Origin of the sequence: Haloarcula sp. S1AR25-4 (assembly GCF_031624555.1) — an archaeon.
GTDB classification, from domain to species: Archaea; Halobacteriota; Halobacteria; order Halobacteriales; family Haloarculaceae; genus Haloarcula; species Haloarcula pellucida.
Window position 1 is genome coordinate 210369 of record NZ_JAMQOR010000004.1, and the last position, 18571, is coordinate 228939.

The following is an 18571-nucleotide window of genomic DNA, read 5'->3' on the forward strand; positions in this document are numbered from 1 at the left end:
TGTGTACCAATTTCGCCAAGGTTGATATACCCGGGAAAGATGGTAGTAACTATTCATTGACCTCATGGCGGACACTATCTCCTCCCAGCGGAAGGCCCAACTCGACAAGGAAGAACGGGAACATCTCGAAGCCGTCGTCACCGAGATGCGCGAGCGCGTCGAAGACAACGTCCGATTTCAACTCGCACAGAAGGGACTCGACGACGGCCCCGCGGCCGGCGACGTCTCGAACGAGGACATCGCGTCGCTCGTAGAGGCGATCGAACTGGAAGCCGTCGACGGCAACGACTGGGCGGACGGCTACGAACAGTACGTCACGGGCGTCGGGTATACGATCGTCAACAGACTCGCCGCACTGCGATGTATGGAGGTGCGCGACTTCGTCGACGAGGAGGTCACCGTGTTCAAGGAGAACGGCCTCACGCCGGCCGCGGAGACGCTCGTCCACGAGGAGTTCCTCCTGGAAGACGAGGCCATCCTCGAAGCCTACCACCGGGAGTGTGACGCCCTCGCCGAGGAAATCGAGCTACTCTTCGATCGCTCGTCGGCGTACAGCCTCGTCGATCCTGATGACGATACGTTCGAGGAACTCTGTGACATGCTCGACTCCGTCCCCGACGAGGTCTGGCGGGCCGACGACGTACTCGGATGGGTCTACGAGTACTACAACGTCAAGCTGCTCGACGACCTGCGCCGCAAAGGCGACCGAGAAGGCCTCGACCCTGAAGACGTCCCCGCGGCGAACCAGTTCTATACCCCCCACTGGGTCGTCCGGATGCTCACCGACAACTCCCTCGGGAAACTCTACCTCGAACACACCGGCGAGTTGCAAGACGTCGTCGACACCCAGGAGCGCCTCTCGCCGGACGAGCGCAAGAATCGGCCGCTCTCTCCCGACGAGTCACCCGACATCGCTGATTTCTGTACCTATCTCGTCCCTTCTGAAGAGGAGGGCGAGCCGACCGACTTCGACCACCCGGAGGAGCTTCGCGTCATCGACCCCGCCTGTGGGAGCGGACACTTCCTGCTGTACGCGTTCGACGTACTGGAGCGCATCTGGCGTGCCGAGACGGACCTCTCCGAGGAGGAGATTCCACGGAAGATTCTCCAGCACAATCTCTACGGCGTCGACCTGGACATGCGGGCCTGCCAGCTCGCGGCGTTCAATCTGTATCTGAAGGGTCGAACCCGCGCAGAGGCCGACGGTGCTGACGGGTTCGACATGCCAGAGGTCGGTATCGTCTGTGCGGACGCGACGGTGGCCGACGTCGAGGGCGTCGAGGCAGTGTTCGACGAGGTGGCCGGCGACGATCCGAAGGTCGAGGACGCCCTCCGTCGAATCCTCGACGCCTTCGAGGAGGTCAACGGACTCGGGAGTCTGCTCGACGTTCGCGGGACGCTCGGTGACTTGTTCGAGGACGACAGCGAGACGGGCGGCACGCAATTGACGCTGGGTGACGACCCTCGGGAAAGTCACACGCTCGGGCAGGTCCTCCACAGTCTGCGGGAGGCCGTGGGTCAGCACCGGGACGAAGATTCGCTCCTGGCGCAGGACCTTCGGAGTTTCGTACGGCTACTGGACATTTTGGCCCAGGACTACGACGTGGCGCTGATGAATCCGCCGTATGGGTCGCGTAAACGAATGCCGGATACTGTCCAGAAATATGTCGAAAATAGATATACATATTTCCCAGACTATTATATTTCGTTTGTCGAAAAATGTAACGGTATTGTTCGGGAGGGCGCGCGGATCGGCGTCTTAATGCCCAGATCATTCATGTTCAAGAAATCGTTCGAAGCGTTTCGAAAAGATTTCGTCGAACGTGCGGGTTCGTTCGATTTCCTTGCAGAATTCGGTCTGGGTATCTTGGATAACGCCACCGTCCGAACTGTGGGGACCGTTCTTAGATCAGGGACGACAACAGACGGATCGACTGGGACTTTCTATCGCCTCCATGACTTAGAACCAAAATCAAAGGAAGTTACATTCTCTTCTATCCTGTCCAACGATTCCATCGATGGTGTCCAGCGACGATATCGTGTTCCGATGTCTGATTTTCGCAGGATTCCAGGCTACCCGATCAGTTATTATGTCCCTCCAGAAATTCGACGACTCCACGACACAGATGTAAAACTTGACGCTGAAGTCGCAAAAATCGCTGGCGACAGTATCGCCAACATCGCGACCGGTCTCCAGACAGGTAACAACGACCGATTTCTCCGGCAGCACTGGGAGGTTCCCGACGACGCATCATACAAACCGTACGCGAAGGGTGGGAGTGATGCTTGGATTGCGCCGGCTGTACCAAAAATGGTTCACTGGTCCGATGATGCCCGCGAAATACAGCGAATCGATAGCGCCAGATTCCAAAATTCAGACTACTATGGTAAAGAGGGTCTGACTTGGACCTATATAAAGGACACCGGACGTAGATTCGGATACTTGCCGGCTGGGAACAGGTTCGACGTTGCTGGGTCGATGGTGTTTCCAACAGCTGTCCCACCCTTGGAGCTTATGGTTGTACTGAATTCCGAGCTATATCACATGGTTATGCTGTCACTCACGCCAGAACGACAGTGGAATCAAGGAGACGTAGGACGGCTACCTTGGATCAAAAGAATTCGTAACGAAACGCTGGAACAGATTGGCATCAACCAATACAATACTGCGATTAAACAACAATACGACGACCCCACGAGCCCATACTATGTGGGCCCGTCCTTGCTTTTACTTACGTCCAATGAGGGGTTCTTTTATCAATCTCATCAGTTCACAGATCAACAAACTCCCGCCTCGGAGGCAGAAGGCGGTATCGCGGAAGGAGACTCGTTTAAAACGTGTTCGCAAGCAGTTATTGCGCGCCGAAAGTCACATGCGGAACAGTTAGAGGAATACGCTGATCAGTTGGACGATCATATCTATAGCGCTCTTGACTTCGGAGAATCTACCAGAGAGGCAGTTCAGCGAGAGATTACACTTCGTGGCACACAGGCTAAAGCAGGTGATGTCGCGGAAACGCGATTCGATATCGAGCGTGAAATCAAAGACCTCGTCCACCACTTCGCGATGGAAGCCGCTCGCGAGGAGTCAGACGGCATCATTCCCATCCACAGCACCGAAGCCGACATGTTCGACCGGATCATCGAGCGCTTCGAGGACGCCTACGGCGAGTATGCCGGGGACCGCCTCGTCGAAGTCGACGAAATTCTCGGGGCCAAGTCCGCCACCGAGGAGGCCTACCCCAACCTCCGAGCGTTCATCGAGAACGACCTGTTCGACTACCACGTCGACAGGATGCAGAACACGCCGATCCTCTGGAAGCTCACCACCGAACGCCTTGTTGCCGATTCGATGGGTGAGGGCTTTGCATGCTTCGTCGATTACCATAGCCTCGATTCGGGACTCTTGGACCGACTCGCCAATCAGTACCTCGAACCCCGGAAGGCCGAACTCCGAGAGCGCCGCAGTGCCGCAAATCGACGCCGGAGCGACGAATCCCTCTCGACGAGTGAGCAGGCCGAAGCCGCCGAGCAGTACGAGCGCTGTGCGAGCGGGCTCAACCAGATCAGCGTCTTCGAGGACGTACTCCAAGAACTGGGAAGCACCGACGAACGCGACTTCGAGGACGAGGATCGACAACTCGTCGAGGAACTCGCGCCGAAAGTCGCCACCTTCCGCGAGGAGACTCGGGAGCGCGTGGATACGCTGGCGAAACTACGCGAGCGCAACGGCGAAGAGTGGTTCCAGGACACCTTCTCGGACAACTTCTGGAACGCCGTCGACGAGTGGCGAGAGGAATGGATCGACGCCCTCGGCGAACTCGAACGCGCTTGCGAGGAGTACGCCAAGCCAGCAGACGAGTCCGTCGAGGCGCACCTGGCCGACCTGTTCGACTACTTCAACTGGCGACTCAAGGGGTCGGATCACTACTCCAGTACGGGCATCCTCTTCATGACTTACTACTTCGAGCGCGAAGGGGCAGACCGCCTCGACGAGGACGGGGAACCGTTCGATACACTGACCGATGACGAACGCCTGCTCGCCTCGCTCGCAACCGGCCTCGACGACCCCTCGGTCGTCGACGAGGGGTTCCTCGAAGCGATGGCCGACGACGCGGGTGTCGAGGACGTCGACGACCTCCCACCGCTGGCAGAGTTCAAGGCCCTGGCAGCGGAGATCGACGACCGCTGCCAGACCATCGACAAGCGAATCCCCTCGGAGTGGGCTGACCGCGCGCTCTCAGAGATAACGACCGAAGGGTACCAGCCGAACCACAAGCACGGTGTCGAGATCAACGCTGGGCCGCTCGCCGACGCTGAGATCGTGCCGAAGGTCGTCGACGAGCAGGTGATCTAATGGGACGGAATCAGGGCCACGTCGACGGCGAACTAGCCGAGTTCGCCGTGGCGGCTGCTCTCGTTTCGAACGGCTGCCGCGTGTCCTACACCCATGGCGAGTACAAGTACGACCTCGTCGCGGACGCGGACGACGAACTACTTCGGGTGCAGGTAAAGAAGGCGAACCGGGATACCGACACGCCATGGAAATATCGCCTGTTCACTGACCAGTACGACGAGGGCCAAGTCGACCTCTTTGCGGGCTACATCCCCGAGTCCGGTGAGACCTTTTATGCGACAGCAGACGAAGTGGGCTCCGAGTTCAGGATCAACGCCAAATCGGGCGAAGAGATGAACGAACACAACAGGGACCTGGCCAAACTCGTCGGCGAGTACACTTTCGAGCGTGCTGTCTCCCGACTCCGCGAAAACGAGCTGACTGAGGGGGGTACGTAACCGATGGCTGACCTCGAACCCGGAGACACGATTCTCCTCAACGAACAGCCCGCCGAGGTCATCAAGACGTACTCCGTCGGCGATCTCGATTATCTCAGAGCCTACGTCGAGGACGTCGGTGTGAAGACCGTCTGCATCGGCGACGTGAGCATCGAGCCGAAGCGAGAACAACTGGGCACACTCGATACCGCAACTGCCGGGCAACTGCATCCGGATCACGGCGCTGTCTCTGCGGAGTGGTTCGACTTACGCTCGCAGGCCCTCCAGCTCCAGATCGCCCACGAGCAAGGGCAACTGCTCAGCATCTCCAACTCGTTGGTTCGCCTGGAGCCGTACCAACTGGCCTGCGTCAACTGGGTGATGCAGAAGCTCCGCCAGCGTGCGCTCATCGCCGACGACGTCGGGCTGGGCAAGACGATCGAGGCGGGACTCGTCCTCAAAGAACTCACTGCACGCAACCGGGCAGATCGGGTGCTGTTCGTCGTTCCGGCACATCTCCAGAAGAAGTGGGTTCGAGATATGGACCGCTTCTTCGATCTCTCACTGACGCCTGGCGACCGGCAGTGGGTCGAAGGCGAGCGACGCCGGCTTGGCGAGGAGGCCAACGTCTGGAATCAGGACCATCAGCAGATGGTCACGAGCATGGCGTTTCTGCGTCAGGAAGAGTTCCGCGACGAGCTCGACAATGCGTTCTGGGACGTTGTCGTCGTCGACGAAGCGCACAAGGCGGCCAAGCGCGGTGAGTCCCCGAGCAAGACCTCGAAGATGGTGGAACGTGTCGCCGACAATTCCGACTCGCTCTTGCTCCTCAGTGCGACCCCACACGACGGCAAGGGAGACGCCTTCCGCTCACTCGTCGAATATATCGATCCGTTCCTCGTCGCGGAAGATCAGGAACTCTCGAAGGAGGCCGTCGACCGCGTGATGATGCGTCGCGGCAAGCAAACGATCTACGACGACAACGGTGAACGGATTTTCCCGAATCGCGAAGTAGGGACGATTCCCGTCGAGCGAACACACGAAGAGCGGCAGTTCTACCAAGCAGTCACCGAGTACGTCAAACACGTCTACAACCGCTCGGAGCAGCTCAACGAGCCTGCAGTCGGCTTCGCGATGGCGCTGATGCAGAAGCGCCTCGTAAGCAGTATCGGAGCAATCAAAGCCACCCTAAGCCGCCGACTGGCGAACCTAGTCGACCAACAATCGACTGCGACCTCTCTCTCCGAAGAGGCCACGGCCTACCTCGAAGGCGAAGACCTCGACGAAGAAGACAAGCGGAAGGCAGAGGAAGAGCTTGCAGGGCTCACTATCACCGAGAGTGACGCCCAACTCGAAGAGGAGATCGAAACGCTTCGTGACCTCGTCTCCCTCGCCGAAGGAATCCCGGTCGATTCGAAGGCCCAGAAAGTCCGTCGGTACATCCAGCAACTACTCGAAGAGAACCCGAACGAGAAGGTGCTGCTGTTCACCGAGTACCGGGATACGCTCGATTACATTCTCGATATCGTGAAGGACGAACCGTGGGCCGACGAGATTCTAACCATCCACGGTGACGTCGACAAAGAGGACCGGGCGAAGATCGAAGACGAGTTCAACCACGGACAGTCTCGACTACTGTTCGCGACTGACGCGGCGAGCGAAGGGATCGACCTCCAGCACAGTTGCCACATCATGGTCAACTACGAGTTGCCGTGGAATCCGAACCGGCTCGAACAGCGGATCGGTCGCCTCCACCGGTATGGCCAGGACAAGGAAGTGAAGGTGTGGAACTTCACGTTCGAGGATACTCGCGAAGGTGAGATCTTCGAGATGCTCCAGGACAAAGTCGAGACCATCCGGGGGAAGCTCGGGAACACTGCTGACGTCCTCGGGATGCTCGACGATATCGACGTGGACTCGCTCATCATGGAGTCCATCCGGAATGACGAACCAGCGAGTGCGACGAAAGCGGAACTCGAAGAACTCATCGACGAACGACAGCGGACGCTCCAGGAGTGGTACGAGCGCAGTCTCGTCGACACGAGTACCTTCGACCAGGAGAGCCGGGAGAAGATCCAAGAAGTGATGGATCAATCCGAGGACGTCTACGGCAGCGAGGCCGACATTCGGGAGTTCTTCGAACGTGGGATCGGGGCACTTGGTGGCGATGTCGAGAAAGCCGGAACGAATCTGTTCCGGGCCGAGTTACCCGATGAGCTCAGTCGGACTACCGATGGCGAGCCCTATGGTCCGTTCACATTCAATCGCGAGTTCGCGATGGATCACGACGACATCGAATATATCTCCCCGGATGCACAGCTGGTCCAAGAGTTGATGGAGTGTGTCCTCGACGGCGAACAGGGTGCGGTTGGTCTCAAGATGCTCCCGTTCGTCGACGACCCAGGGATCACCTACAACTACCGAGTCCGATTTGAGGACGGTACCGGCGACGTGATTCGTGAAGAGATCCTCCCAGTCTTCGTCGATGCAGCACACAACGATCCCCAAGAGCGTCTCGGACAGCGAGTCGTCGATGGGGATAGCATCAAAGGTTCGCCCGAGGAAGCGCCGATTCGAGTCCTGCTAGAAAACGAGGGTGAGATGCGGTCGTCTGCCGACCGATACATTAGTCAACGAGTCGAGTCACGTCGGGACGAACTCCAGAAACGGAGGCGTGAAGAGACACAGCAAGAACTTGCAGATCTTGAAGCATATGCGGAATCCGAACGGGAACGGATCGAGACGTTTATCGCCGATTATGAGCGGAAGGCAGAAGCTGGGACTGACATGGATATCGCAATTAGAAGACAGCGGGATCGACTCTCGAAGCTCGAAGAGCGCATCGAGCGACGCCGACAGGAGTTACAACGTAAAGCACAGGTCATCTCGCTTGCTCCTGAGATCGAGAACCTTTGCTTAACTCTCTCGATATAACCGAATCCCCGATCGGCTTTCGAAGGACTGCATCCGGGCGTCGAGCAGGCCCATCACTTCGACGTGGCTGCCGGCAGCGCTCTGCGGGATTCGAACCGGCCCACCATCGAAGGCGCGAGTGAACAGTGCCAACGGAGAGAGGTCGCTATTGACCGCCTCCAGCGCCTCGAACGAGGAGCGGACCTCGTCCACGGGGTCGTAGGCCCGCTGTTCGACGGTTCGGTCGGCGCCGCTGGCATAATCCTCGGTCGCCGCTCCAGGTCGAACCGGTCGTCTAACAGCTGTCGGAGCGTCTCGGTCGCATTTTCGACGTCGCCCGTTCGGAGCGACTCCAGTGTAGCCAGCAGGTCCTCGATCAGCGTCGCCGCCTCTTCGTCGATATCATCGAGCAGGGGCGAAATCGAAACCGTGTCCAGCCGGTGGGCGGCAGCCGTGATGGCGTTGGCTTGGTCGGCATCGACGGTAGCTGCCGCAATAGGCTCATCGAGAGCTGAGCTCTCGAATTCCGACGCCGGCGTCGTCAAAGAGCGAGAACCGGCTGTGCGATCTCCGTTCCGTCCACGCAGACCGGGGCATGTTCGTTTCCGATGTAGATGCACGGCTGGTTCCAGTCGTTGACGCCGACCCAGAATCCCGTTGATGTCGAAGAGCGCGTTGCTGATGAGGTCTATGTTGCCGTCGATAGTGAATATCTTGGGAGTCTCGCGTCCGTGAGCGCACTCGCGTCGCTCCTCAGTCGGTCTGTCCTGAATTGCTGCACACAATTCTCCACCACCAGCTGCGTCCGGAACGGCCTCGCAGTAGTTGATGTCGATGTACGCCATTAGTGTTCACCTCCGTCGACTTCGGCGTCTTCCGGAACTGTTCGTTCGTCCACTTGTTTCGGTTCGAACGCTTTGTGCGATGGGGGAATTTTCAGTTCGTACACGAGACCATCTCGCCAGAACTGGACCCGGTTCCCCTTCTTCCAGGTTACGTTAAGAACGCCCGCTACCGAGGCCGACGTTACCTGGTATATCGCGTCTGGATTCGACGTGAGAGAGTCCACGCCGTCTGCAACGTACAGTTCCAGTCCGTCACTAAACACGGACGTCGAGAAGGCAATCCGATTGTGGTGTGGATGCTCCGAGGCCGATTCGGGCGAATCGACGACTATCTCGGAAAGCGGAGCGTCACTTAGGTCTCCCTCGTCGACTGTTGGGTAGCTTTCTTTCGCGCTTACCGTTAGCGGAAGGATAGTCAACGCCGATGCCGCACCAACATTCTTGAGGACTGTGCGTCTGTCCAGTGGGCCATTTCGATCGGCCATTGAGTTCGAACCAGACCTACTTAAATTAATAACATTGCCAATTGAAGACCATCCATAAATAATATCAATTCTGCAACTATTTATTGTAATAGTAAATCCGGTATAGTAAGATTCTCTTGTCTGTGACGAGAACCGACAGTTATGGTTTCGGTTTTTGACGCGATAGCGTCGTTTTAGTTTACGATACGTCGCCTTCGGAGTAGTGTTCCTGGTCCTCGGATACGCAATTAGAGAACAGAAAGTACCGTCCCGGGTATTCGAGATCGAATTCGTACCGCACAGGACCGTCATAACCGGAGAGAAAGATCAGCAAAGAGAGGAGAAGATAATCGGGAACCTATTGATCCATTGGGGGATTATATCGTTTCTGTTCGTGGTTATTAACGAAGCCATCGACCAGGTAGTCGTTCTGATTCAGATACTAGTCGTCGTCGCCGGACTCGACGGGCTTCGGGCGATATTGAAGATCCGTTTGACGGCTGAGTAATCCGTCAGGCTATCTGTCCTGTCTGACAGTTCCTTGTCGAATCCGGTGTAGCGGTCACTGTTTGATCGAACGCTCGAGGTTGTAAACGGCGACTGTGAGCCCCAGTTCGCGGAATTCTCGGAACCAGGCGCGTGGCCGTGGTTCCTACGATGGCGACAAGCCATCCGTGTTCATTCTCGCTGACCGAGGTACTGGACAGCGGTACGTGATCCCGGCGAAAGCCGCAGACGAATCGACGATTCGACTCCTGTTGGTCGACCGCCAGCAGGAGTCGTTCACCGTCTATACCGACGGCTTTCGAGCGTACGAACCGCTCGAAGAAGACGACGCATTCACCCGCGAGTACGTCGTCCACGGTGACGGTGAATACGCCGACGCCGAGATGCACGTCAACAGCTGCGAGAGCCACGTGTCGCTGACGCGACGGTGGCTCTCACCCCATCAAGGTATCTCGAAGGACAAGCTGACACAGTATCTCAGAGCGTTCCAACTCCGGCGGAAGCTGTACCGAAAACCGGGATGAGACGCACTCAAACACGATGTTCGACCGCCGCTCTGAAATCAACAATGTGCTACGCATGAGCGTAGCTCGTAAAATACACGCCCCGTCACGGGGTTAACGGTTGGTGCCGCAACGGCGGGTGTTGGGGTGTGGTGTATCGGCTGGAACAGCAACTGCTGCGGTCATCCGGTACGTTCGAGCTGTGTTCGCCGTCGATCGAATTCGTCGTCCGAGATCTCACCGCGGGCATAGCGTTCACGGAGAACCGACAGCGATTGCTCTTCGTTCCCACCGGATCCTCGGTCGAGGAGCGCATAGACGAGGTAGAGGGGGACGGCGACGAGGAGCCCCATCCAGAGGACTCCCCAGAGGCCCATCGTTCCGCCGAAGAGGCCCCAGTCGCCGCCCATCATACCGCCGCCGTAGCTCCCACCGCCGTGGGCAGCAGCCGTTCCAGTCGCCGCGACCAGCAGCGGGACGGCGAGTATCGCGAGTCGACGAGCAGTGCGTCCGATGTGAGTGGTGAGTTGCGTCATTATCCTGCGTTGGTGAATCGTGGTGTTCGGTTGAAGCGATCGAAACGGTCAGGGCCGTCAGCAGTGGCCCTGCCCGTACATCCCGCCGTTGTAGTCGTCGTTAGCCCCGTCGTGGTATTCCTCGCCAGCCATATCTTGGACCATCTCGTCGACGGTCACACCCATGTGTGACTCCATCCACTCGACGCTACCCGGACCCATGTGTTCGGTCATCTGTGCCTCCATCCAAGTGGCCCATCCATCTGCGGTGGCATTGTCCGTGGGCGCGTCGTCAGCGGTCGTGTCGGTGCCGTGTGCGCTGACCACGGGCGCGGCGAACGCGAGTCCGACGATCGCGAGCGCCACGAGCAGCCAGCGGCCGAGTGTGAAGTTGGTCATTGTCTTTCTCCTCGGTTACTCGTAGGACTGCTCGGGAGTTATCAACGTGGGTGTGAATCCACACAGGAGATCGTTCGAGAACGTGTATAGGGCGCTCTAAACGTTTTTCAGGAATAGAATCGTTCATCCGGCTCGCATTCGCTGGGGTGGCCCCTCAATCCTTCCTCTCCCGGACAGGGCCAAGACCACACGAACGATAGTATGAACGATCCGAAACCGGCTCTTCAACCAGATCATTCGACGTATTTCACGACACGCGCCATCCCCGCATCGAGATGATACAGGTTGTGACAGTGGAACAACCACCGGCCGGGGTTGTCGGCGTGGAAGTCAATCGTCACCTGCCCTCTATGCCCGGGCACGATAACCGTGTCTTTGATCGCGTTGCCGACTTGGAAGAAGTGGCCGTGAAGGTGCATCGGGTGAACGACCGGACTCTGATTGGTCATCCGAATTCGGACGTGTTCGTCGGGCCGGACCTGGAGCGGGTCGGCGTCCGGGTAGGCCTGCCCGTCTATCGTCCACGTGTAGGACTGGCCTCTGCCGCGGGAGAGCGTCAGATCGAACGTTCGATCCGGATCTCCACTCACCCCGTCGAGTGAGGAGATCGCCCGCAAGTCTCCGTACTGCAGTCGGTTACTGGCCGACGACGGACGCTGTGGGCTCCCCCCGCCCGCTGACTCGTACTCGACGACAGCCCTGGCTGGTGGTTCGTTTCCATCGAGCGCATCCGCTTGAACGGCCCACGTGCCCGGGTTCGTCGTCTCAATCACGACGTCGTAGCGCTCACCGGCCCCAAAGACGAACGAGTCCACGTCGACGGGTTCGACAGGTCGACCATCGGCGTGGGTCACTGTCATCTCGTGGCCTGCGATTCGTACACCGAAGACTGTCGCGCTCCCGGCGTTCACGAACCGGAGGCGCACCCGCTCCCCTTCTGCCACTCCGAACGTCGGTGGATCCGCTGGAAGCCAACCGTTTAGCAGGAGACCCTCGTACGGTGGACGAACGTCACCCATCATCCCACCTCCCCCACCCCTGCCGCCGCCGGAGGGGAGTTCCGGCTCTCCAGGGAGGTAATCGTCGACGACGACGACGTACTCGCGGTCGTACTCGACGTGTGGCTCACGCTCTTCGACGATCAGTGGCCCGAGCAATCCCCGGTCGAGTTGGAGGCCGACGTGGCTGTGATAGAAGTACGTGCCAGCGGGTTCGGCACGAAACGTGTACGTGAACGTCTCACCGGGTGCGATCGGGTCTTGCGTCACGTTTGGCACGCCGTCGACCGGGTTCGGAACGGGAACCCCGTGCCAGTGAACCGTCGTCTCTTCTTGAAGGTCGTTGGTCAACTCGACGCTGAGTACGTCACCCTCCTGAACGCGTAATTCCGGTCCCGGAAATTGACCCTCGTACATCCAGTTCGTCGTCGAAGTCTCGGGGGCTGGCCGAATCGTCCCGGACCCCGCGGTGAGGCTGACGGAGCTATCTGGCTCGGACGTGACTGTCGAGCGTGGCGTTACCTCACGACCACCCTCATCGCCGGTGCCCGGTAGCTGACCGGCACAGCCCGCGAGCGCTCCGAGAGTAGACGCGCCCGTCAACTGGAGAAGCCTGCGACGGGAGAATCCTGTGGAGGTCATTTCCCGTGTTTTCGTACTCAGCGAGTATAGGCCTCGCGCTGAAGGAGGGTCATACGACCATCGCTCGGTTCGATTTCAGCACCCGGTGAATGGTTCTGTATCGGCGGAAATGGCCCGCTAGTTCACCTACTTCTCTCTTGTAGGTCGTCACTCGGATAGATACGATACGTCCGCCCTTGGCGCTCGCGGTACAGCAGGCCGCGTTTCTCGAGGGCACTAACCGTCTGGCTCACCTTGCTCTTCGAGAAGTCCGAGCGATCCCGTAATTCGATCTGCGTGATGCCGGGCGAGGAAAGGACCGGTTCGAGGATGCGGCGTTCATCATCTGGCAAGAGGTCCAACACGCGAGCCTGTGGCTGAGACTCTGGATTGATGGCCCCATCTGGTTGTGTGGCCTCCTCCGGTGATTCGGCGATCTCGGGGTCGGTCGGGTTCGCCATTTCATTCTGTGAGCGGACGGTTACGTCTGTGCTAGTGAGGTCGTCCCGCACCGCGAGATACCCCCCACCGAGGACAGCCGAGACGAGGAGTGTTCCGAGGACGTACCAGAGCTGATTCGTTCCGTGAACCGCCCCCATCGATGTTCCCATCATCGAGCCCATCTGCTCGAAGGCTTGCTGTTGCTGGTACGCTTGCCAGCTGAGTGCTCCGCCGACGATGAGGACGGCAGCGACGAGAAGCCCGACCACTGTATCGGCTCGCTGTCGGTTCATCCATCCCGCCTCGACCTGCCGTTATGCTTGTTCATGCCTGAGAGTTGGCGAGACATCGGTGTACCAGTTGTGATTGGGCGGGACAAGACTCGGGACTGCCTGGCCGCGACCCTTGGAATCAAGCCGTGGCGTTCAGTGATGTTCATGGCTCTGGGAAGACCCCGTCTCTGAGACTCGCGGGTGTTGCTGTGCAAATTCGGAGGGACGGTTCTCGAACGATCGCTTGCACCGCTCCGAGCAGAAGTAGTACGTCTCGCCGTCGTGGGTGAGGCTCGGCCCGCTGTCGTCGGTTCGCATCCCACAGACTGGGTCACGGTACTGGCCGGGTGCACCGAGTCCACGTCGGTAGACGTAGAGGAGGAAGCCAGAGAGGGCGAACGCGACGATGTTGAGGTAGAACGTGTAGTTAAGTTCGAAGTACGTCTGTTCGGAGGCTGTCTCCCCGCCAGCGAGATTCGGGACGATACCGAGAGCGCTGAACAGTTCCTCCATGAGAAAGCCTGTGAACGCCATCGTCACGAAGAAGATACCGAGTATGTACAGCATCACCTTCCAGCCGTAGTACTTCCGATAGACGTTCAGGACGGGAATCGTGATGAGGTCGGCGTAGACGAACGCGATGACACCCGCGAAGCTGATGCCGCCACCCCAAAGCGCGACAGCGAACGGGACGTTGCCCATGCTGCCGACGAAGCTGATTACGGCGATGGCGACGCCCATGATCGCGTTCTCGGCACTGACGAGGAGTCCATCACCCTGGAGGAAGAGCGTGTTCCACACCCACTGCGGGACGAAGACGATGACGAATCCCGAGATGAGAAAGCCCGCAACGACGTCCGTCCAGATCATCGACCACTCCTTGCGATACTGATTCCCGACTTTGTACCAGCCGCCCCACGAGAGGAGTTCGTCGCGCCATCCGCCGCTACTTGCGGCCTCCTGCTGGTATGTCTCCATGCAACCTTCTGAACAGAACTTCAGCGTCTCGCCGCCGTCGGTCGTGATCGAGTACTCGTCTTTGCCCTCCATCCCGCAGGTCGGATCCTCGGTGATCCCCTGTTCGTGGTCGCGTTGATTCAGTTCCTGTCGTACTTGCTCGAAGAGGTTCTCGGGGAGCGTCAGATGGACGAGGATCGCCATCACGGCGATGAGGACGACGCCGCCAAGGAGTTCTGCAACCAGAAACTCCCAGCCGAGGAGGATGAGGATCATCAGCCCGAGTTCGACGATGAGGTTCGTCGAGGCGAACATGAACGCGAAGAAGTTCACCGTGTGCGCTCCCTTCTTGAACAGCCCCTTCCCGATGGCGACCGCGCCGAAGCTACAACCACTACTCGCGGCGCCGAATACGGTTGCTTTCGTGAGGCCACTCAGGTTCCCCTCTCCGAGTACGTTGGCCATCCGCTCTTTCGAGACGTAGACTTGAACGAGACTCGTGATCACCAGGCCCATGATGATCGCCCACGCCGCCGTCCAGAGGAATCCGACACCTATTCGTACGGATTCGAGGATTCCGTCGACGAGGACGGCTTGCATACCTATACCATCACGGGCATCTGTTTTGGTGTTTGTTCTTACGAAACTGGGGCAGTGGGCGGAGTAGAGCTTGTATTCGAAGGTAATACGTCACCGACAGAGCCGGCATCGTCATCGACGCGTCCCCCGAGGAGAACTGGGAGTCCGTAACCGACCCGTCCACTGGACGGCGTCGTATCGGCTCCTTCTCGGACTCGCCACCGATAGCGTCGGAGGTGCTGGAGCAGTTCTCGGTCTCACACTCTGACGAGGGATTTCAATCGCTGGCGACGCTCGCCGGTGACCATCGACTCCGCGACGGCGGACTGCCCATCGACGACGCGCTGTCACACGGCACAACCCAGTTCGCCGTCCTGCCCGTCTCGTGGCTGTACACCCGCGACCTGCACAGTACGACCGGATGTGCTATTCTGCCAGCTACTCGTCTAAAAGGGACGAAATCACGGTGTGGTGTGCTTTCCGGAGTCGGTAGTGCAGCGCTGGCGAAGAGATGTCGAACGTTTCGGCGAGTTCCTCTACTGTCGTATCGCGTGGCCAGCGGTAGTATCCTCGCGAGTAGGCCGCCTTGATCGCAGCCCCCTGTTTCGGTGTCAGCAGATCGTTCACCTGCTCTCGCAGGGCGGTTACTGTCCTCGTCGGCCGGTCGACGTGCCGTTTACTGACGACCTCGATCGTGGGGACAATCTCACGGAGATCAGTAAGCAGGGAGCCGACAGCCACTTCCGGTGGCAGTTCGACGCTGAGTGAGATGTCACCGTCGTCTGCGCGCGCTCTCGTCATGGACGCGCCATAGTCAGTGAGGACGTCGAGCGGCAGCCGAGGTGTCTCCTCGAGACGGGTCTCGACGAGTCCCGGCTCGTCGTCCGTCGTGGCACGCACCACGCGACTGTCTCTCACCAGACATCCCTCCTCCAGATGGTCACATACCCGTGCTGAATCACCTCCCAGAACCGTGAGATAATAGATGTAGCCGCCACCGCTGGTCGGAACACGCTGTTCGAGTTCGAGTTCGCATCCTAGCTCGACCGTTACTTCGGCGAAAGCAATCGCGGAATCGGCAATCCGAAATTCGAGAGCAACAGCGGTCTCGGCTGTAAGCGAGCGCTGGCTGTGCACTCGCTGAATGGCGAGTGCGATACTCCGCCCGAGATCGACGAGTACTTTCTGCTCGGCCTCACTGATCGTGTGCTTTTGTGGCGTGTAGACGACCAGCACGCCGTACGTCGTTTCGTCAGTGGCGATGGGGACCGCCGCAAGCGAGTGATGCCCGTTTTCGAGCGCTATCTCTCGTCGGTAGTCCGGGAATCGATCCGCAGTGGCGATATCGTCGATGACCTGTATCTCACCTGTCTGGACTGCGACGAGTGCAGGGCCCGGTTCGCCGCCCGGAATCCCGCCGAGATAGTCGTCGCCGACGCCGGCACTCGTCTGTGGGACGACGGTCGAGTCGTTCGAGTCCGACTGGCTCCGCGTGCCGATCCAGACCGTCTGGTACAGGTCGGAGTCGGTCAGACGGTCACAGACGGCAGTCTCGATGCCGTCTCGCGTGGTCGTGTTCTGGAGTGCCTGTGTGAGGTTCCGAACGAGCGTATTGAGCCGTTTTAGCTGGGTGAGTTCGTCCCGCTGCTGTGCGAGCGTCTGCTCGCGCTTTTTCCGCTCGGTAATCTGCTGTGAGATGACGCTGACCCCTCCTTTATCGGGATACGCCTGCAGTTCGATCCAGTAGTCGTCGCTCTCGTAATAGAACTCACACGACTTCGGCTCCTGTGATTCCATGGCGTTCCGGACCGTCTCCTCGTAGACGGTCCCTTCGAGTTCGGGATACACGTCCCAAAAATGCTTGCCGAGGATATCCGCCGCTGGCATATCGCCACGGTCCGCGACGGTGTCGTTCCAGTAGGTGACGTTCCAATCGGCGTCGAAGGCGTAGTAGGCGTCAGTAATCCGCTCGGTCAGCCGCCGGTACTTTTGCTCGCGCTCTTTGCGTTCAGTGATGTCACTGGCGATGCCGACGATGGCTCGGAGCGTCCCGTTGTCGTCGTAGATGCCGGACGACCGGTCGTGAATCCACCGTATCTCTCCGTCTGGCTGGACGACGCGGTATGTCTCCTCGTATGCGTCAGGGTCGGTCCGCTGGGCGACGAGCGCTTCTTGTACTCGCTTCCGGTCGTCGGGATGGATGGCGTCGACGAACGACGTGGCGTCGGTACGCAGTGTTTCGGGCGGGCGGCCCCAGACGTCTTCGTACGAGTCGCTGACAAACTCGATCTCGTCTTTCTCTGGGCTGCTTACCCAGACGACGTCAGAGACGGTCGTCTTGATCTGCTGGAGTTGTTCCTCGCGTTCTCTGCGTTCGAGTTCGTGTCCCACCCAGTTGCTGAGACACTCTACGAACGTCACCGCCCAGTCAGGGAACGCTTCGGCACGTGGGTCCATGCTATAGAAGCAGAAGGTGCCGTACACCTCCCCGTCGACAGTGACTGGTGCGCCGATGTAACTCTCGATTCCCCACTCGGGATCCGCCAGTTCAGGGGCTTGCTCTGTAACGTCCCTATGGACTAGTGTCTGGGTTTGCTCGACGACGCGCTCGCAATTCGGGAACGCCGAGAGCGGGGCTGTTGTCCCCCGAAGGTCGTCGGCTGCTGGTGTCGCGACCGATTCGAATACGTACTTCTCGTCTTGTACACGTGAGAGGGTTGCATAGTCGATTCCGATGGCGGTACGCCCGAGTTCTAAGAGTTCGGCAATCTGTTCGTCGAACGAGCGGTCGGGCGCTGTGCTGATTTCACACGCCTCGCGTAAGACCCGCTGACCGTCCTTCCGGGCGGTGGTCTCACAGTGAGTGATCGTAACGTGCTTTGTGCCGTCGTGCACGACGGTGGTCGCCTGCGTCGCGAACCATCGCGGTCCGTCAGGGGATTCACAGGCGTACTCGATTTCGAACTGTTCGCGGTCCCCCGCTAACAGTTCCCGGACTCCGGCAGCCACGCGGTTCGCTGACGTCGATTCGGCTGTGTCGAGGGCCTTTAGATAATCTGTTCCATCCCCAATAGGATGCAACCAACTATCGGTCGTTTCGGCGCTGTCTTGCCACGCAGAGTTCGTCGCGAGAATCGTCCCGTCGGCGTCGAGGATAGCGGCGCTATTCGGGGCCATCTCGATAGCAGAACCCAAAAATTGTCGCGGAGGACCTCCATTCGGGAGGTTCGAAACCATATCAGCGTCACTTGCTACGACAACTTAACCCACTCGGTATAGACTACTGACAAGAAAGCCACTTACTGCGTGGTCACCGTGGAAGACTGTCGTCTGGAATTGTTGGCAGCCGTACTGCTTCGACCCAGCTCGTCCTCAGAGAGCGGTGTCTCTCTATAGTAACAATTGAAACGATTCACACACCGACCGCACCACCGTCGTGCGGTCGGGTGTGCATTGATTTTCAATGGCTACTATAGTCCTGGGCCCAGTGAGCGTCTTCGGCGTCGCGCTACTGCTCCATCGCGTGTCGACGCCGGCGTTGCTGTTCCAGATTCGACCGCCTCGCTCTCGCGAACGCCGGTCTCGACGGGACGTCGGATCGCGTCCGTTCGGTATCAGAACCGGTACTCTCCGAAGTGGACGGCTACGTCGCAGTACTGTCGCCCGCTCAATCGCGATAGCGCTTCGCTATCGCACAGTAGGTGTGCCTGCGATGGCAATTGCCTCTGCAGCAGCTGATATACTAACGTGAGATATCTAGAATCAAAATACTTTACTAAGATAC

The 18571-nt window shown here is 58.9% G+C and carries 12 protein-coding genes and 1 pseudogene; 5 read left to right on the forward strand and 8 right to left on the reverse strand.

The annotated features are described in order from the left end of the window. The first annotated feature begins 64 nt into the window (after positions 1-64). From pglX to NDI85_RS17840, 3 genes are read left to right on the forward strand one after another with little or no spacing between them, the layout of a single operon-like run. Complete coding sequence (gene pglX / locus NDI85_RS17830) at positions 65-4357, forward strand: BREX-5 system adenine-specific DNA-methyltransferase PglX (protein WP_310916530.1); 4293 nt, start codon at positions 65-67, stop codon at positions 4355-4357. Further along, on the forward strand, positions 4357-4794 hold the full coding sequence (locus tag NDI85_RS17835; protein ID WP_188997402.1) for a group I intron-associated PD-(D/E)XK endonuclease: 438 nt from the start codon (positions 4357-4359) through the stop codon (positions 4792-4794). The genes pglX and NDI85_RS17835 overlap by 1 nt, the downstream gene beginning before the upstream one ends. Positions 4795-4797: 3 nt before the next feature. Further along, positions 4798-7707, forward strand: coding sequence for a helicase-related protein (locus NDI85_RS17840; RefSeq protein ID WP_310916531.1), 2910 nt, complete (start codon positions 4798-4800; stop codon positions 7705-7707). 18 nt (positions 7708-7725) lie between these two features. On the opposite strand, the pseudogene NDI85_RS22335 reads toward NDI85_RS17840, so the two are convergent. Both NDI85_RS22335 and NDI85_RS17850 read right to left on the reverse strand, forming a co-directional pair. After that, positions 7726-8168: pseudogene (locus NDI85_RS22335) on the reverse strand (PD-(D/E)XK nuclease family protein); the annotation flags it as partial. A 362-nt stretch (positions 8169-8530) separates the two neighbouring features. Beyond that, on the reverse strand, positions 8531-9016 hold the full coding sequence (locus tag NDI85_RS17850; RefSeq protein ID WP_310916533.1) for a hypothetical protein: 486 nt from the start codon (positions 9014-9016) through the stop codon (positions 8531-8533). Positions 9017-9218: 202 nt separating this feature from the next. On the opposite strand from NDI85_RS17850, the gene NDI85_RS17855 reads away from it, so the two are divergent. Continuing rightward, positions 9219-9503: a hypothetical protein gene (locus tag NDI85_RS17855; RefSeq protein ID WP_310916534.1), complete on the forward strand. Its 285-nt coding sequence runs from the start codon at positions 9219-9221 to the stop codon at positions 9501-9503. Positions 9504-9597: 94 nt separating this feature from the next. Next, positions 9598-10026: an IS1595 family transposase gene (locus NDI85_RS17860; RefSeq protein ID WP_396275568.1), complete on the forward strand. Its 429-nt coding sequence runs from the start codon at positions 9598-9600 to the stop codon at positions 10024-10026. 161 nt (positions 10027-10187) lie between these two features. Here NDI85_RS17860 and NDI85_RS17865 read toward each other — a convergent pair whose 3' ends face one another. The 6 genes from NDI85_RS17865 to NDI85_RS17890 all read right to left on the reverse strand — a co-directional run bounded on the left by NDI85_RS17865 (position 10188) and on the right by NDI85_RS17890 (position 17964). Further along, on the reverse strand, positions 10188-10541 hold the full coding sequence (locus NDI85_RS17865) for an SHOCT domain-containing protein (protein WP_310916535.1): 354 nt from the start codon (positions 10539-10541) through the stop codon (positions 10188-10190). 57 nt (positions 10542-10598) lie between these two features. Further along, positions 10599-10919, reverse strand: a complete 321-nt coding sequence (locus NDI85_RS17870; protein ID WP_310916536.1) for a hypothetical protein — start codon at positions 10917-10919, stop codon at positions 10599-10601. 233 nt (positions 10920-11152) lie between these two features. Next, positions 11153-12559 (reverse strand): multicopper oxidase family protein, encoded by a 1407-nt coding sequence (locus NDI85_RS17875; RefSeq protein WP_310916537.1) that lies wholly within the window; start codon positions 12557-12559, stop codon positions 11153-11155. 122 nt (positions 12560-12681) lie between these two features. Beyond that, positions 12682-13272 carry a MarR family transcriptional regulator gene (locus NDI85_RS17880; protein WP_310916538.1) on the reverse strand — a complete coding sequence of 197 codons (591 nt, stop codon included), beginning with the start codon at positions 13270-13272 and terminating at the stop codon, positions 12682-12684. A gap of 132 nt (positions 13273-13404) precedes the next feature. Beyond that, on the reverse strand, positions 13405-14808 hold the full coding sequence (locus tag NDI85_RS17885) for a permease (protein WP_310916539.1): 1404 nt from the start codon (positions 14806-14808) through the stop codon (positions 13405-13407). A gap of 417 nt (positions 14809-15225) precedes the next feature. Beyond that, a complete protein-coding gene (locus NDI85_RS17890; RefSeq protein WP_310916540.1) occupies positions 15226-17964 on the reverse strand; it encodes a bacterio-opsin activator domain-containing protein in 2739 nt (912 codons plus the stop codon). Positions 17965-18571: the final 607 nt, after the last annotated feature.

Excerpts from the sequence above, each read along its gene's own strand:
- pglX (WP_310916530.1), top strand. The coding sequence starts at position 65 with ATGGCGGACACTATCTCCTCCCAGCGGAAGGCCCAACTCGACAAGGAA.
- NDI85_RS17835 (WP_188997402.1), top strand. The coding sequence starts at position 4,357 with ATGGGACGGAATCAGGGCCACGTCGACGGCGAACTAGCCGAGTTCGCC.
- NDI85_RS17840 (WP_310916531.1), top strand. The coding sequence starts at position 4,798 with ATGGCTGACCTCGAACCCGGAGACACGATTCTCCTCAACGAACAGCCC.
- NDI85_RS17850 (WP_310916533.1), bottom strand. The coding sequence starts at position 9,016 with ATGGCCGATCGAAATGGCCCACTGGACAGACGCACAGTCCTCAAGAAT.
- NDI85_RS17865 (WP_310916535.1), bottom strand. The coding sequence starts at position 10,541 with ATGACGCAACTCACCACTCACATCGGACGCACTGCTCGTCGACTCGCG.
- NDI85_RS17870 (WP_310916536.1), bottom strand. The coding sequence starts at position 10,919 with ATGACCAACTTCACACTCGGCCGCTGGCTGCTCGTGGCGCTCGCGATC.
- NDI85_RS17875 (WP_310916537.1), bottom strand. The coding sequence starts at position 12,559 with ATGACCTCCACAGGATTCTCCCGTCGCAGGCTTCTCCAGTTGACGGGC.
- NDI85_RS17880 (WP_310916538.1), bottom strand. The coding sequence starts at position 13,272 with ATGAACCGACAGCGAGCCGATACAGTGGTCGGGCTTCTCGTCGCTGCC.
- NDI85_RS17885 (WP_310916539.1), bottom strand. The coding sequence starts at position 14,808 with ATGCAAGCCGTCCTCGTCGACGGAATCCTCGAATCCGTACGAATAGGT.
- NDI85_RS17890 (WP_310916540.1), bottom strand. The coding sequence starts at position 17,964 with ATGGCCCCGAATAGCGCCGCTATCCTCGACGCCGACGGGACGATTCTC.